The sequence below is a fragment of the Mediterraneibacter sp. 210702-DFI.5.30 genome (assembly GCF_020560115.1).
Classification (GTDB): Bacteria; Bacillota; Clostridia; order Lachnospirales; family Lachnospiraceae; genus Mediterraneibacter; species Mediterraneibacter faecis.
The window spans coordinates 1-257 of the sequence record NZ_JAJCME010000111.1 but is presented as its reverse complement, the minus strand read 5'-3'; the positions used below and the strand labels follow the sequence as shown (position 1 = coordinate 257).

The window sequence follows — 257 nt, the reverse complement described above, 5'->3', positions numbered from 1 at the left end:
GAAAAGTTTGAGGATGGCCAGTTTGACAAAATCTTAGTTGACGCGCCCTGCAGCGGAATTGGCCTTTTGCGCCGCAAGCCCGAGATTCGCTATGATAAAAAACTTAGTGACAGTCAAAATCTGCATGAAATTCAGCTGGCAATTTTAAATGCAGTTGCCCCAAAACTAAAAAAAGGCGGTATAATGATATATAGTACGTGCACGATTTTGCAGCAGGAAAATGATGGTACTGTGCAGGCCTTTTTAGCCGCACATCC

General features: G+C 43.6%; 1 pseudogene. It reads left to right on the top strand.

Annotated elements, in window-relative coordinates:
• Positions 1 to 257 (top strand): annotated as a pseudogene (locus LI126_RS14895) (hypothetical protein); the annotation flags it as partial.